The sequence below is a fragment of the Luteitalea sp. genome, assembly GCF_044337415.1.
Classification (GTDB): Bacteria; Acidobacteriota; Vicinamibacteria; order Vicinamibacterales; family Vicinamibacteraceae; genus Luteitalea.
Map to the genome: position 1 here is coordinate 1 of NZ_JBIINP010000394.1, position 2,610 is coordinate 2,610.

General features: G+C 71.6%; 2 protein-coding genes. One reads left to right on the forward strand and one right to left on the reverse strand.

All coding sequences use genetic code 11. The annotated features are described in order from the left end of the window. The coding region (locus ACIRDX_RS22765) for an ATP-binding protein (protein ID WP_396627699.1) at positions 1-2,169 on the forward strand (2,169 nt) is incomplete at its 5' end. A gap of 72 nt (positions 2,170-2,241) precedes the next feature. Here the strand turns inward: ACIRDX_RS22765 and ACIRDX_RS22770 are convergent. Further along, positions 2,242-2,610: RDD family protein (locus tag ACIRDX_RS22770; protein ID WP_396627700.1), on the reverse strand; the 369-nt coding region annotated here is incomplete at its 5' end.

The following is a 2,610-nucleotide window of genomic DNA, read 5'->3' on the forward strand; positions in this document are numbered from 1 at the left end:
TATGACCGAGACAAGGGGCCCGGCTACATCCTCCTGGTCCCCGTGTACCGCGGCCAGCCGACGACCGTCGCGGAGCGCCGCCGGCAGTTGCTGGCGCTCGTGTACACCCCCCTGGTGGCAAGCGAACTCATGCGCGGCGTGGCGGACTCGGCCGGCGGCCTGCTCGAGTTCGAGCTGTTCGACGGCGAGTCCCTCTCCGCCGAGTCGGTGGTCTTCGACGCCAACCACAGCCTCGCCGACGCGCGCGGCTACCTGGACGACGCGCACTACGCCAGTCATCGCTACACCTCTGCCACCCCCGTCGACATCGGTGGACATCGACTCATGGTCCGCACGAGCACGTCACCGGCCTTCGAGGCCGGCGTCGAGTACTCGGCGCCCTGGATCGTGGGCATCGGCGGGGGGCTCCTCAGCTGCTTCCTGGGGGCCACCATCTGGCTCCTCGGCATGGCGCAGGTCCGGGCCCAATCGCTGGCGCACGAGATGACCGCCGAGTTGCGCGCGCAGACCACCCGCGCCGAGGCCGCGCTGCGCGATGTGGAGGCCCAGACCGCGCGTGCCAACGAGATGGCGCAGCGCGCCGAGCAGGCGAGCCAGGCCAAGAGCGAATTCCTCGCCAACATGAGCCACGAGATCCGCACGCCCATGAACGGCGTGATCGGCATGACGCGGCTGCTGCTCGACTCGGAGCTCCATCCGGAACAGCGGCGGTTCGCGGAGGTGGTCCGCGGCAGCGGCGAGGCGCTGCTGGTGCTGCTGAACGACATCCTCGACTTCTCCAAGATCGAGGCCGGGCGCCTCGAGCTCGAGCACATCGCCTTCGACCTCGACGACCTGCTCGACGACTTCGCCGCGGCGATGGGCGTGAAGGCCGAGGAGAAGCGCCTGGCGCTGGTCCACGTGACGGCGCCCGACGTGCCGCGACGCGTGAACGGGGACCCGGGCCGCCTGCGGCAGGTGCTCACCAACTTCGTGGGCAACGCCATCAAGTTCACGGCCGAAGGCGAGGTGGTGCTGCGGACGACCGTCGACACCGCCGCCGACGGCACCGCGCAGTTGCGGTTCAGCGTGCGCGACACGGGCATCGGCATTCCGTCGGACAAGCTCGACCGGCTCTTCCACGTGTTCTCGCAGGTGGACGCCTCGACCACGCGCCGCTTCGGCGGGACGGGACTCGGCCTGGCAATCTCGCGGCAACTGGTGGAGCTCATGCAGGGCGCCGTGGGCGTCCGCAGCACACCCGGGATCGGCTCGGAGTTCTGGTTCACGGCGCGCCTCGGCGTCGAGTCGGTGCAGCCGGCCCGGGATGTCGCCTCCCTGGAGAGCTTGCGTGTGCTGGTGGGCGAAGGACACGCCACGACCCGCCACGCCGTCGCGGCGACGCTGCAAGCGCGAGGGGCGCGGGTCGTGACGACGAGCACCCTCGAGGCGTGCGCCGCCGCCCTTGCCCGGATGCCGGACCTGGACGTCGCGGTGGTGGACGCACGCCTCGGCGGCGAGGACGACCTGTCGGTCCTGCTGGCGCCGCTGGCGGCGCGCGGGCTGCCCGTGGTGCTGGTCACCTCCATGGCCGACCACGCCGAGGCGAGGCGCGCCCGCACCCCGGGCGTGTTCGAGTGGCTGAGCCGCCCCCTCCGGGCGCGTGAACTGGTAGCGGCGATGGCCCGGGTGCGCGCCGGCGACACCACGGCGCCGACTCCGGCGCCCGGCGGCGAGGCGCCTGCCGCGCGACCGGTATCGGCAGGAGAGCCGCTCACGCCGCGCGTACCGACGGGCCCCGCACGCATCCTGCTCGCGGAGGACAACCTCGTGAACCAGAAGGTGGCGCTGGCGATGCTGGCGCGCCTCGGGTTGACCGCCGATGTGGTCGACACGGGCGCGAAGGCGGTCGAGGCGCTGAAGGCGAGGCCCTATGAGCTGGTGCTGATGGACATGCACATGCCGGAGCTCGACGGCCTGCAGGCCACCATCCGCATCAGGGCCGGGCACGCGGGCGACGTGCGCGCCGCCGTGCCCATCATCGCGATGACGGCCAGCGCGCTGCCGAGCGATCAGGCGCTGTGCCTCGAGGCCGGGATGAACGAGTTCGTCACCAAGCCGGTGGTCCTCGAGGCGCTGTCGCAGGTGCTGCAGCGCTGGCTGAGCACCGCCCCGGCATCAGCTGCGTAGCACAAGGGACCGGGTACCGGGTACGGGGTACCGGGTACCGGGTACCGGGTACGGGGAAATGCGGCATTCCCGCTACGGCAGCGGATACTCCCGCGGGACGCGGACGACGACGGTGCCGGCCACCTTGTCGTGCCAGGCCTGGCGGTACTCGTCGCGCAGGATCCAGAGCGCGCCGAGCCCGAAGATGGCCAGCGAGAAGATGCCTACGAGGCCGCGCACGAGCGCATCGACGAACCGCAGCGGCGCGCCATCGACGCGCGCCACGCGCAGCTGGCAGATGATGCCGCCGACGGTCGTGGCCTTCCACGTCCAGAAGCCGACGTGGTAGGCCACCAGCCACGGCAGCACCGTGTCGGAGTCCACCTGGAACATCGCCAGCGTGAGCGCCACGAGCAGGAAGTCGAGGGCGAACGCCGCCGCACGCACGGAGAACGTCGCGCG